10 protein-coding genes are annotated in these 11,150 nt (G+C 53.8%); 4 read left to right on the forward strand and 6 right to left on the reverse strand.

Annotated elements, in window-relative coordinates; all coding sequences use genetic code 11:
- Positions 1 to 5 precede the first annotated feature (5 nt).
- A complete protein-coding gene (locus NEV57_RS09465) occupies positions 6 to 230 on the forward strand; it encodes a hypothetical protein (protein WP_257658080.1) in 225 nt (74 codons plus the stop codon).
- 10 nt (positions 231 to 240) lie between these two features.
- On the opposite strand, the gene NEV57_RS09470 is transcribed toward NEV57_RS09465, so the two are convergent.
- From NEV57_RS09470 to NEV57_RS09490, 5 genes are all read right to left on the reverse strand, one after another.
- Positions 241 to 1,371: an ATP-grasp domain-containing protein gene (locus tag NEV57_RS09470; protein ID WP_257658081.1), complete on the reverse strand. Its 1,131-nt coding sequence runs from the start codon at positions 1,369 to 1,371 to the stop codon at positions 241 to 243.
- A gap of 223 nt (positions 1,372 to 1,594) precedes the next feature.
- Positions 1,595 to 2,029, reverse strand: a complete 435-nt coding sequence (locus NEV57_RS09475) for a PepSY-like domain-containing protein (RefSeq protein WP_257658082.1) — start codon at positions 2,027 to 2,029, stop codon at positions 1,595 to 1,597.
- Between the two features lie 76 nt (positions 2,030 to 2,105).
- Entirely contained in the window at positions 2,106 to 3,710 is a 1,605-nt protein-coding gene (locus NEV57_RS09480; protein ID WP_257658083.1) for a peptidase associated/transthyretin-like domain-containing protein, read from the reverse strand.
- A complete protein-coding gene (locus NEV57_RS09485) occupies positions 3,695 to 4,660 on the reverse strand; it encodes a FecR family protein (RefSeq protein WP_257658084.1) in 966 nt (321 codons plus the stop codon). The genes NEV57_RS09480 and NEV57_RS09485 overlap by 16 nt, the downstream gene beginning before the upstream one ends.
- Positions 4,657 to 5,229 (reverse strand): RNA polymerase sigma-70 factor, encoded by a 573-nt coding sequence (locus tag NEV57_RS09490; protein ID WP_257658085.1) that lies wholly within the window; start codon positions 5,227 to 5,229, stop codon positions 4,657 to 4,659. The genes NEV57_RS09485 and NEV57_RS09490 overlap by 4 nt, the downstream gene beginning before the upstream one ends.
- 301 nt (positions 5,230 to 5,530) lie before the next feature.
- On the opposite strand from NEV57_RS09490, the gene NEV57_RS09495 reads away from it, so the two are divergent.
- Positions 5,531 to 6,841, forward strand: coding sequence for a PQQ-dependent sugar dehydrogenase (locus NEV57_RS09495; protein WP_257658086.1), 1,311 nt, complete (start codon positions 5,531 to 5,533; stop codon positions 6,839 to 6,841).
- Positions 6,825 to 7,316 (forward strand): c-type cytochrome, encoded by a 492-nt coding sequence (locus tag NEV57_RS09500; protein ID WP_257658087.1) that lies wholly within the window; start codon positions 6,825 to 6,827, stop codon positions 7,314 to 7,316. Before NEV57_RS09495 ends, NEV57_RS09500 begins: the two co-directional genes overlap by 17 nt.
- An 11-nt stretch (positions 7,317 to 7,327) precedes the next feature.
- Here the strand turns inward: NEV57_RS09500 and ligD are convergent, their stop codons facing one another.
- Positions 7,328 to 9,862 carry a non-homologous end-joining DNA ligase gene (ligD, locus tag NEV57_RS09505; RefSeq protein WP_257658088.1) on the reverse strand — a complete coding sequence of 845 codons (2,535 nt, stop codon included), beginning with the start codon at positions 9,860 to 9,862 and terminating at the stop codon, positions 7,328 to 7,330.
- 133 nt (positions 9,863 to 9,995) lie between these two features.
- Between ligD and NEV57_RS09510 the strand changes: the two genes are divergently transcribed.
- Positions 9,996 to 11,102, forward strand: a complete 1,107-nt coding sequence (locus NEV57_RS09510) for a lipase family protein (protein ID WP_257658089.1) — start codon at positions 9,996 to 9,998, stop codon at positions 11,100 to 11,102.
- Positions 11,103 to 11,150: the final 48 nt, after the last annotated feature.

Consider the following 11,150-nt stretch of genomic DNA (forward strand, 5'->3'; position numbering starts at 1 on the left):
CTACCATGGATCAAATACTTATATTTAAAACGGATGTAAACGCACGGGAACATGTACAACGGGCGGAAACTGTCCTTCGGTCAATCACGTTTGTCAAACATTGGAGTTTTGACCTGGAGGACTGCGACCGGATTTTACGGGTGGTTACTGCCGGTATGCAGCCGGCGCTGATTGAAGGGCTGCTCCGCAACGAAAACATCTACTGCGAGCACCTGGAGTACCAGCTGTAGCCCATTCGGGTCAGCGCATGAGCTTCAGGTTACGGAAGTGTGTTTTCATCATGCGAAGCCCTTCGGGCATACGCATGAGGTTCAGTCCGCTGCGGACCGCATTTGCTTTGCTGATCTGATACAGTAACCGCCAATGCCGGCAGACTTCCTTCCAGGCGAAAAATACAGAATGCGCAGGGTCATAGATATGGGCGGGCTCGCTCGCTGCGCCATTCAGCTCAATAATCGAAAAATTCGTTCCGGCACGGAGGTCGTCCCAGCTTTTGAATTTAACATCCATGCGTCCGTAATGAAAACCGGGGATCTGCTGGAATAGCTCATCCATGGTTTGCCGGAGCGCGTGATCGGCCTGATGGCTGGCATCGGTAAACTTGGCTCCCCGGCAGTGGCTGCCATAAGGCAACGTATACCGCAATCCCTTGGGCAACACCTCATCCAGCCGCGCACCGTAAGTCGTGCGGAGCCGCGGCAGCTGGATAAAATACCGGTCTTCTTTTTGCAGGAGCTGTTCCATGCTCGATACCCCGTCGCCGGTTACCGTCAGGTAGTTTTTATGGACGATACCGGAAATATGCCCGTGCGCTTCACCGGGAAAACGGTAATAAAACACACCGGCTTCGTGTTCGTAATCCACAAACTCCTGGATGAGGAAATCCACCTTGCTGCTCCGGCAGTAGGCTTCCAGGTCGGACACCGTGTGCAGGAGTTTCACCTGTACACCCCTGTCGCCGATATCCGGTTTGGCCATCAGGGGAAAATGCAATCCGTTTTCGTCAAGCGATTGCCGGAGTGCATCGCTGGCAATACCGGCAGGGTAAAGCAATGTTTTCGGGTAATAGGCTACGGGAATGAGGCGATAGATTTCGGTCTTTTTGGCCAGTGTAAATCCGGCGTTCGGCATGCCGGGATTGGCGGCGCTGAAGAAAAACAAGGTGCGTGCACGGAGGCTGAGCCACAACCAGTAGGGAATAACCGGCGCATAAAAGACATATACCGGCCAGTATTCCCAATGGCTGGCTCTGATGAAGGTCTCCTTTAACATACCAAACCACCGGTGCCGCAATGGCCGGGCCGGTGGTGGAGTTACGGTTTCAACGGCTTCTGGCCTTTGAATGCCCGTTATCGTCTCTTTATCGCGCATATCGGCGGATATGTTTATGTACCAGTGCCGTGCTTCCGCAGGCCACTGCTGGAATAAACGCTTTCTTCCCTTAATTATTGCAACAGGTTAACCAGGAAATTATCCGATGATTTTTTCTGCGCCACCACGCGCTTTCAGGACAGGCCAACGGTTTGTAAATTGCCCGGTGACGGCAACGGCCGACGCCATGCTGTCACCGGACAAACAGGTGATTACCGCGATATTAGTCAATCATCAGGAAGTTGCCGTTCCGATCAAATTTCAGCTCCATCCGATTGGAGAGCCGGACTTCCTGTCCGCGGTCATCCAATTCCCAGCTGACGACGAACATATCCGGATATTGGGTTTTTACATAATCGAGAATGGGTGCGGGAACGGTACTGTCCGGCAGCTTTGCAACACCTTCCACACTGCGGATCTCCCCTTTTTTACCGAATTCCAGCTGGTAGCCTTCGGCCAGGTAAACCTCATACGTGGTCTTCATGTCATCCCGTTCCTTTACCACCTGGGTAACTTCATGTGCCGGAAAATGCTGGGTCAGGTACATACTGGCTTCTTTCGGCAGTTCATCAGCTCCGACAACGCTGGTCTTATCACAGGAAGTGAAAGCCAGCATCAGGATGCTGCATACGGTCATCAAACGAGTTGTTTTTTTCATGTTAACTTGCATTTTATTACGATTTTTGACCTAAGACAACTGTCCGGCGCTTTACCCCTACTCGTTTTTAAAATATTTACCAGCTATAGCGAATACCGGCCGTAAAGCCGGCAATCCAGGCTCCTTTTCCATCGTGAAACTTACGTATCGTCCATGGTTGCTCTTCAGCTAATACCTGTCCGTTTCCGGAAACAATACCAAGCGAAGGTCCGCCGTACAGCTCCAGCCGCGGGGTCAGCCGTACCCGCGGCAGCAACGCCATGTCGTACCGGAACTGCTGTCGGTGAAAATCGGTGTTTGTGCTGCCCGTTAACTCGGCATCCAGCCCTACCGGTGCCCCGGCAATCAACCGTGCTCCGATACCAGCCTGTACCTGGTATGGAAGCTGCTGGCCTGCCAGTCCGTACCCGAGTCCGATGATGCCATAAAGTACGCTTCCCCCCGACCGGAAACTGAGCCGGAGATAGCCCTGTTCGTCGCCTTCCACCGAGAGGCTCCGGTGCCCGTTTTTGATGAGATTGACCAGTCCGATGGGGTAGTCGCTGCTGTCGGCCAGGTTGACCAGTGCGGCCAGCTGGACGCCGTCCACCTTTCCGGCACGGTTCATGATGCCCGCCAGCTGCATGCCTGTTATGTGTTTTCCCGTAGCGTTGTACAGTCCGGCCACCTGCATGCCCTCGAATGAACCTACCACGCGATTGGCGATCCCCGCCGCCTGAATCCCCCGTACGTCGCCGCCGACCAGGTTAAATAGGCCAGCGGCCTGGGCATAGGAAACGTCCAGCTCGTTGACCGCGAATGCACCGGAGAGCTCCACGCCACTTACCCCGCCGGCATGGCCTCCAATGAGGTTGACCGACACGCGGCTGACCGTCCGGCTACTGGAAAGGCCCTGGGTACTGATGCCCGGCAACAGTGAAAACTGGTACGACTGTTCCGCCAAAAATGCACCGATATTAAGCTGCTGCACGCGCTGTTTCGAATTGGTAAAAAAACGGCCGAAGCGCGTCCGCCAAAGCGGCATGCCACTATCGTGTCCGGGATAATACCGGAAAGTAAGCTGCCGGTTCCTGTGGCGCACTTCCACCGGCATCAATATCACGAGCGTGGTATCCCGGTAATCTTCCTTGCTCACCCCCATCCATACCGTTGGGTCGGGTTTCCGGATCTCCAGTTTGAAATAGCCCTGCCCGTCGGACAACGCCGATGCGAAGGAATGTTGATCATAGACACTCACATTGGCTACACCCGTTTGCGTCTGCGCGTCGGTGATGCGGCCCTCCACCACCAGCAGCTGGTCCGTGGCCTCTCCTATTTCGATGGCAGGCTGCAACCGGTTGGGCGAATACCGGATGATTACGTAATCCGACAGTTCTTTAAAGTCGTATCCCGGCCCCAGCAGGCGCAGCAGAAAGTCGTGCAGCGAGCCGTGAAAAGCAGGCACGGAAATGATGCTGTCCGCCGGCACGCGGTCACTGCTGTATGAAAAATGGAAATTTCCACCGGCACCCAACGTTTCCAGGATGGCAGCGATGGGCTGCCGCGTGATCTCCCGGACGGCAACCTGCTGCTGCAGGTGTTGCGCCCGGACTGGGCCAGCTGTCAGAATGGCTAATAGTAAGCTGGCGAGGAAGACAAAGCCCCCGCGGCAGGCGGGTTTGTCCGCTATCGGATCACCCATGTACCCCCCTCGTTTACCACCGTTACCGCCAATGTTTCTGCAACAACATGCAGGATCTGTTCCAGCGAATCGCGTTCATAGGTTGCCGTCAGTGTCAGGTTTTCCAACTCGGGGCGTTCGATCCGGATGGGCTGTCCATAGGCTTCCGACAGGACTTCGGCAACGCGCCGGAGGGAGGTGTTTTTCAGTACAAACCGGTTTTCCACGTAGTATTGGTACAGGCTGTCTTCCACGCGGTCTACGACAAATATGTCGTCGTCCGGATTGATGACAGCGCGCTGTCCTGCACCGAGCTGCCGCACCCACGTACCGTACTGCACCCTGACCCGGCCGGATGACACGGTGACCGCTACCCGGTCGCCCATTTTCCTGATATTAAATGACGTGCCCAGCACCGTTATCCGGGTATCACCCACGGTTACCTCAAAAGGTTTGCTTTCGTTGCGGGCGACATCGAAAAAGACCTCACCGGCACCCATACTGACCAGCCGCCTGCGGGCCAGTGCCGTGGGGGCAACATGGATGGAACTGCCCTTATTCAGGGTAACTACGGTACCGTCCGGCAATGTATCGCGCAGCACGGCGTGCGTGGAGGCTAGGTCCTTACCTACAAAACGTTCCGCCGGCGTATACAGCACGCCATAAAGGATCGCGCCCACCGACAGGAAGGCCAGCAGTATCGCCGCAACGCGCATCCATCGCATTGTGACTGTTGGCCGCAACCGGGTCTGCCGCTGCTGTTCGGCCAGGCGTCCTTTAAACCGCTCCCATGCTGCGTCACTGTCGCGGTGGGCGGGCATCGCCGCGTCATGGCTGAGTTTCCATGCTGCCTGCAGCTGCTGGTAGTGCCGCTCATTTTCCGGATTTCCGGCAAGCCAGTCCTGTACCACTTGCTGCGCCTCGGCGTCGCTTTCGCCCAACATATATTTTACCAGGATTTCGTCGTTCATAACTTAAAGAGATTAATCAGCAAAAAAGCCAGGCTTACAAGAAAGTCGGCCAGTTGCACGCGCAGTACTTTCAGGGCCTTTCCCATGTGCGCTTCCACGGTCTTGATCGATATTTGCAGGCGGTCGGCAATTTCCTGGTATTTCAGTTCCTCGAAACGGCTCAGTTGGAAAACGGTACGGCATTTTTCCGGCAGTTGCTGCAGTGCCTCTTCGAGGCGGTGCTCCAGCTCCCGGTCATCCGTGCTGTCCGTCACCACCCCAACGGATTCCCCCTGTCCCTGCACATACCGCTGATGCAAGTGCCACCGTTTCTTACTGTTCAGACTTTCATGATAAATAGCCTTATAGAGGTAGGCCTTCCAGGAAACCTGGATGGCAATGGCCTCCCGCTTCTCCCAGAGCCTGAGGAAAACCGTCTGCACAATTTCCTCAGCCAGCGCCTCGTCGTGGACGATGGTGTAGGCATAGGCAAATAACGGATTGTAGTATTCCTTAAACAACCGCTCAAACTGCCTTTCATCCATGCGGGGCACGTCGCCGGTATGTGTTGCCAATGGCTCTTCTTTCAATCGTTTGTGGTTTTTGTACCTGTGACAATCCATCGCGCGGTTACCCTTACCTGCGCCGGAATTATTTTGCAAATTTAGCCAAATAACGCCGATTAATAGCCGGCATGCGGCGTGCAGTATTATACAACCGGCAACCGTCATCGGTGTTTCCGCTTGCAGATGGGGCGTAACAATCCTGTAACATCGAGCACCTCCGGCGATAAAAAAAAGAAGAATCAATTGGATTGACCGTTAAAAAGTGCAATTTTGTGTTGTATTTATATTGCATTACATCATTCTTTACCAATAGAAAACTGCAACTATGAAAAATCAAACTGAAAAGACAAGCATCGTAAACGGGCGAAGTAACTGGTGCCTTGCGCTGCTTTCAGGACTGGTACTCGCTTCCTGCAACCCGGCCGGCAGCGGCAAGCTGGCTACAGACACCGACAACGGGGGATTGAAATTACCCGAAGGCTTTGGGGTATTGGTCGTTGCCGACAGCCTCGGGGCAGCACGCCACCTGGCCGTAAACGCCAAGGGTGACATCTTTGTCAAACGCCGTAACATCGAAGACGGACGGGGCATCGTGATGCTTTCCGACACCGATGGCGACGGCCGGGCGGATAAGCAAACCGGGTTCGGCGATTACAATGGAACCGGTATTTTTCTTGACAGCAATTATTTATACGCGTCGTCCAACACCGACATTTTCCGCTATGCGCTGGATGAAAATGGCCACGTCATTGATCCTAATGCGCCGGACACCGTGGTTACGGGACTTATCGATCGTCGTGCGCATAATTCCAAGCCATTTACCATTGATGGTGCCGGTAACCTCTACGTAAACATCGGCGCTTATTCAAATGCCTGCCAGGTACAGGACCGGACCAAAGGTTCCCCGGCTATGCAACCCTGCCCTATTCTCGATTCTGCCGGTGGCATCTGGCAGTTCAGGGCCGACGGCATCAGGCAGACTTATGGCGACGGTGAGCGTTACGCCACCGGCCTGCGCAATGTGATGGGTATTGACTGGAATAACCAGGCCAACACCCTCTTTGTGACGCAGCATGGACGGGACAACCTGCATGATCTGTTCCCCGAACTGTACGACACCAAGGCATCGGCGACTTTACCCGCGGAAGCGTTGTTCCGTCTCGACAAGGGAGCTAATGCCGGATGGCCATATACCTATTACGATCAGGAACAGAAGAAAATCGTCGTAGCCCCCGAATACGGCGGCGACGGCAAGAAAGAAAGTACGGAAGACTACCTTACGCCCGCGGTCGCTTTCCCCGGCCACATGGGTCCGAACGACCTCCTGTTCTATACAGGAGATATGTTCCCGGAGAAATATAAAAACGGCGCCTTCGTCGCCTTCCACGGTTCATGGAACCGGGCACCGGAGGAACAGGCCGGTTACATGGTTGCTTTCATTCCGTTCAAAGACGGCGCTCCAAGCGGTGAGTGGGAAGTATTTGCGGACGGTTTCGCCGGTGTGGAAAAAATAGCCGCCCCGGATGATGCAAAACACCGCCCCTGCGGTCTTGCACAGGGGCCGGATGGCTCATTGTACATTTCCGACGATGTTACCGGCAAAATTTACCGCGTTATCTATGAAGGTGGTGCATAACCGCACGCTGTTCAGGGGCCTATTGGTTGCATTGGTAGCCGGTGCCTGCATGGCCTGTGGTGGAAACCAGTCAAAAGACAGCGGCACTGCCGCCACCGTAACGGATACGCCCGAAACTGTGGAGCAGGAGCCGCCGGTACTCACCGCGGGAATGACAGCAGGGAAAGCCATATACGAACAGAATTGCGTGACGTGTCACCAGACCAACGGGAAAGGCGTTTCGGGCCTGAACCCGCCGCTGGCCGGTACAGATTACGTAACGGGAGATAAAAACCGGCTGATCGGCATCGTTTTGAATGGTTCAAATGTGGGACTGGAAGTGAACGGCGCGGTTTACAGTAATGCCATGCCTGCTCATGCTTTTTTGAGCGACGAGGAAGTTGCGAATGTACTATCGTACATTCGCAACAGCTTCGGAAACCGGGCGGATACCGTATCGGCGGCACTGGTAAAAGAAGTCAGGGCTTTGCTTTAATTGCCCGGCGGCTATTCCAGGTTCTTCAGGATTTTTTTCAGGTCAATGCCCTTGCCCAGCACGGGTTTAAAGATGTCTCCGTTTTCGCGGATACGGTCCAGCGCATTAGCCAGGTTGAAATCCCGCATGTCCAGGCCCTGCTTTACCTCATCCCAATGCAGTGGCATCGATACGGTGGCACCCGGTTTGGGTCGCAGGGAGTAAGGAGCCGCTAAGGTGGCGGAAGGCCTGTTCTGTAGAAAGTCGATATAAATTTTTCCTTTCCGCTTGTCTGTCATCCGCGCTACGCTTGTAAAATCCAGCTGTCCGTTTGCGTGAACCGCTATCCATCGGGCCAGTAACTGGGACTGGTCATATGTATATTTTGCGCCCAATGGAATGTAAATGTGCAGGCCCGTGGAACCCGATGTTTTGCAGTAACCCGGAATATTCACTTCATCGAGGACGTCTTTGATAACGCGGGCTACCTGGATGACCTGCTCAAATGTATTGCCTTTATCGGGGTCGAGATCCAGGATACACCAATCCGGATGGTCGGGCTTGCGGATCGTGCTGCTCCAAGGATTCATTTCAATGGCCGCGAGATTAGCCATATAAAGCAAGCTGGCTTCGTTATTACCCAGCATAAAGTTTTTCCGCCGGTCTTCATCCTCCGAACGGTACGGGTATTTATCGATCCAGCCGGGCACCTTGCCGGTGACATCTTTTTGGTAAAAACTCTTACCCCGGATGCCATTGGGAAAACGGTTAAGGGATTGCGGCCGGTCTTTCAAATAAGGTAAAATATACGGAGCCACCTGATGGTAATAGTTCAGCAGGTCGCGTTTGGTATAGCCTGCATCTGGCCAGAACACCTTATTGAGATTAGTCAATTTCAGTTCGTGTCCGTCTACGGTCACGACCGCTTCCTTACCCGCGGTATCGAGTAGCGGTTTCCGCTGTCGGGCGGTTGCCGTACGTTTTTTGGGTGTTGTCATCGCTTTGGGTTTTGCCAGGGTTTCCACCGTATGGCCGGACCGTACGGATTTATTATTTTCCGTGATATCGGTATCGCCGGCATAGCGGTCTTTCAATTTGATGAGCAGCCAGGCATTTTCCGCCCGGCCTTTTGTTCTGGCCAGCGCATACTCTCCCTTCAGTTTACTGCCGTTGAGTTTAAATTTCATGGCTCCTTTATGCCATTGCCGGCGCATCTCCCGGTCCTGCTCGGTTTTGGTTCCTGCGTTCCCGACCGGCTGGTAGGTACCCTCGTCCCAGATGATCATCGCACCTGCACCGTAGTTGCCTTTGGGGATGACACCTTCAAAATTCCGGTAGTCAAATGGGTGGTCCTCCGTCATCATGGCCAGCCGCTTAACAGCCGGATCGATGGAAGGTCCCTTGGGCACCGCCCAACTTTTGAGCACACCTCCCATCTCCAGGCGCAGGTCGTAGTGCAGGCTGGTTGCCCGGTGCTGCTGTACCACAAAGCGGAGCCGGGCATCCGATGGTTTGCCCCCCGTAGGTTCCGGATTATCGGCAAAGGTCCTTTTTCCATAATATTCGCCCAGCGATGCTGCCCCAGCTTCCGTTTCCGCTTCGATTTCGGTCAGTGGCTTGGGCAGTTCACGGACAACCTGTGTCGGCTTTTTATCGTCGCGGAATCCTAAAAAAGTAGCAGGTTTGCGGATCCTGCCGGATTTGGTCCATGTAGCAAACTCAAAATTGGCGATCAGTTTCGGTTCGACCCAGTGGGATATGGCTCCCTTGGTGTCCAGCACACGGTTTACAAACGGGGAGGTATCGCGCTCCAGGGCTTTCAGCTTATCCAGGATTTCACGCATTTCCTTTTCCTTGTAGCCGCTGCCACTGCGGCCGATCCAGACCAGCCTGCCGTCTTCATAGGCGCCGAACAGGAGGTTTTTGAATGCGCGGCTTTTGTCGGAATCAGCCCAGCCGCCGATCACAAACTCCTGCCGCTTGCGCGTCGGTACTTTTAGCCAGTCGTTGTTACGTATTCCCTCCTGGTAGCTACTTTCACGCCGTTTGGCAATAACCCCTTCCCTGTTTTCTTCAAGCACTTTCCGGTATAGCGCAGACCCGTCGTCGACGCTCTCACTGAATTGGAGTACGCTGTTTTTTTTTACCAGCAAACGCAGCAGCTCTTTTCGCTCGGCAAGTGGCAGCGGCCGCAGGTCATTACCGTCGAGCCAGAGCAGGTCGAATACGCAATACCGGATTGGCGTTCGCTTGCCGTTATATAATTGCAGCGCATCAAAATCAGCCATGCCGTGTTCGTCGAAGACCACGACCTCCCCATCGATAATCACCTCATGGCCCAGGTCTTTCAATGCCGCTTCAATCAGCGGATACCGTTTGGTATAATCAAGCCCGTTCCGCGATGCCATCCGTACGTGCTTTTTTTGTACAAACGATACAATGCGGTAGCCGTCCCACTTAATTTCATACAGGTATTCCGGATTGTTCAGCGGCTGTTTAACCAGTGTACAAAGCATAGGTGAAATCCGGTCGGGCATTTCTGTTGTCGTTTGTCGTTTTGCAGCCATATTGATGCCCTATTTCGTAGTAGAACAAACGGAAATAGAAATGGTTGAGCCGCATTACGGTATGGGAACAGTATATTGAAGGTGTCGAAACGGACAAAAGTGCCTATATTTATTCATCGTATAACTATTTCCCATGATGAAAAACGCATGTATTTACGGGCTGGTCATGATCGGACTCAGCATCAGCCTTTCTTCCCGGGGGCAGCAGCTTGCGCCCGGTTTTGATAAAGCGGAGTTCCGGGAATTGCTGTATATTTCGGCAAGGACCGGCGCTTTTGACAGCAGCTATTACAAGGATATTCCCGAGCCAGGTTATCACATGGCCTACCGATCGGCAGTCATGGGGCTGGATAACCGTTGGGAGCTTTGGTTAAATGACCGTTCCTCGGCAGTCATCAGTATCCGGGGTACTACGGAAAAGGCGGAAAGCTGGCTGGCCAACTTCTATGCGGCCATGGTACCGGCAAAGGGACAGCTGCAGATCAGCGAGCGGGACACCTTTACGTATGCACTGGCCGACCATCCCCGGGCTGCGGTGCATGTGGGCTGGCTGGTTAGTCTGGCTTTTCTGTCGCAGGACATGCTTCCCAAACTTGATTCGTGCTACCGCGCGGGTATAAAAAACGTGATCCTGACCGGCCACAGCCAGGGCGGGGCGATCACCTTTCTGCTAACGGCGTATCTGTATAACCTGCAAAAGCAGGGAAGATTGCCTGCGGATATCCGCTTCAAAACCTACTGCAGTGCCAGTCCCAAACCCGGCAACCTGTATTTTGCCTATGCTTATGAGGTGATGACGCAGGGTGGATGGTCGTACAATGTGGTTAACGCGGCAGACTGGGTGCCGGAGACGCCGATGTCGATCCAGACCCTGGCGGATTTTAATGAAACCAATCCCTTTGTCAATGCGGATATGCTTATCAAAAAACAGCGGTTCTTAAAGCGGCTTACGCTTCGGTACGTATACAACCGGCTAAACAAACCCACCATACGCGCCCAGCGGAATTATGAAAAATTCCTGGGGAAAATGACTTCCAAGATGGTTAAAAACACCCTTCCCGGATATGTACCTCCCGATTATTACAGCAGTAACCATTATGTAAGAACCGGAACCACCGTGGTTCTGATGGGCGGTGAAGACTATTACAAACGGTATCCGGACAATCCGGAAACCCCATTTGTGCATCATGGCCACCACCCGTACCTCTATCTGCTGGCCCAACCCGGCAGCCATCCGTAGCCTGTTATCCGGCGGCTAAAACAAAATGGTGGCTTTCGCCTTATTATA

The sequence above is a fragment of the Parapedobacter lycopersici genome (assembly GCF_024643285.1).
Taxonomy (GTDB): domain Bacteria; phylum Bacteroidota; class Bacteroidia; order Sphingobacteriales; family Sphingobacteriaceae; genus Parapedobacter; species Parapedobacter lycopersici.

What these genes read in the sequence shown, in the direction of transcription:
- NEV57_RS09465 (WP_257658080.1), top strand. Translation starts at nt 6, where the DNA reads ATGGATCAAATACTTATATTTAAAACGGATGTAAACGCACGGGAACAT.
- NEV57_RS09470 (WP_257658081.1), bottom strand. Translation starts at nt 1,371, where the DNA reads ATGCGCGATAAAGAGACGATAACGGGCATTCAAAGGCCAGAAGCCGTT.
- NEV57_RS09475 (WP_257658082.1), bottom strand. Translation starts at nt 2,029, where the DNA reads ATGAAAAAAACAACTCGTTTGATGACCGTATGCAGCATCCTGATGCTG.
- NEV57_RS09480 (WP_257658083.1), bottom strand. Translation starts at nt 3,710, where the DNA reads ATGGGTGATCCGATAGCGGACAAACCCGCCTGCCGCGGGGGCTTTGTC.
- NEV57_RS09485 (WP_257658084.1), bottom strand. Translation starts at nt 4,660, where the DNA reads ATGAACGACGAAATCCTGGTAAAATATATGTTGGGCGAAAGCGACGCC.
- NEV57_RS09495 (WP_257658086.1), top strand. Translation starts at nt 5,531, where the DNA reads ATGAAAAATCAAACTGAAAAGACAAGCATCGTAAACGGGCGAAGTAAC.
- NEV57_RS09500 (WP_257658087.1), top strand. Translation starts at nt 6,825, where the DNA reads ATGAAGGTGGTGCATAACCGCACGCTGTTCAGGGGCCTATTGGTTGCA.
- ligD (WP_257658088.1), bottom strand. Translation starts at nt 9,862, where the DNA reads ATGGCTGCAAAACGACAAACGACAACAGAAATGCCCGACCGGATTTCA.
- NEV57_RS09510 (WP_257658089.1), top strand. Translation starts at nt 9,996, where the DNA reads ATGATGAAAAACGCATGTATTTACGGGCTGGTCATGATCGGACTCAGC.